Annotated in this window: 1 other RNA gene; it reads right to left on the bottom strand. The window is 53.9% G+C overall.

Annotation, left to right across the window (positions count from 1 at the left end):
* Positions 1–344: a transfer-messenger RNA gene (gene ssrA, locus ABGN05_RS30065) on the bottom strand.
* Position 345 lies beyond the last annotated feature (1 nt).

Genomic DNA, 345 nt, shown 5'->3' with positions numbered 1-345 from the left:
GGCGGGAGTTGAACCCGCGTCCGAAATTCCTACATCCTCGGTACTACATGCTTAGTCAGTCTTTACATTCGCCTGGCACCTGCGGACGGACACGCCACTACCAGACTAGCCTGATTCGTTTTAACGCTTCAACCCCAGGCAGGGCATCCGCGCGATCTCTTTTGGGTTTGACCTCTCTTGATCCCCGTCCTAAGAGCGGAGGCTAGGGAGAGAGGGCTCTAAGCAGGTTATTAAGCTGCTAAAGCGTAGGTTTCGTCGTTTGCGACTATTTTTTTGCGGCTTTTTACGAGGCCAACCGCCCCTCGGCATGCACCTTGGGTTTCGCAAATCCCGTCGAATCCAGAA

The sequence above is a fragment of the Aquibium pacificum genome (assembly GCF_040839445.1).
GTDB lineage: Bacteria > Pseudomonadota > Alphaproteobacteria > Rhizobiales > Rhizobiaceae > Aquibium > Aquibium pacificus.
The sequence above is the reverse complement of the archived record's forward strand: the minus strand, read 5'-3'. Positions and strand labels throughout refer to the sequence as shown.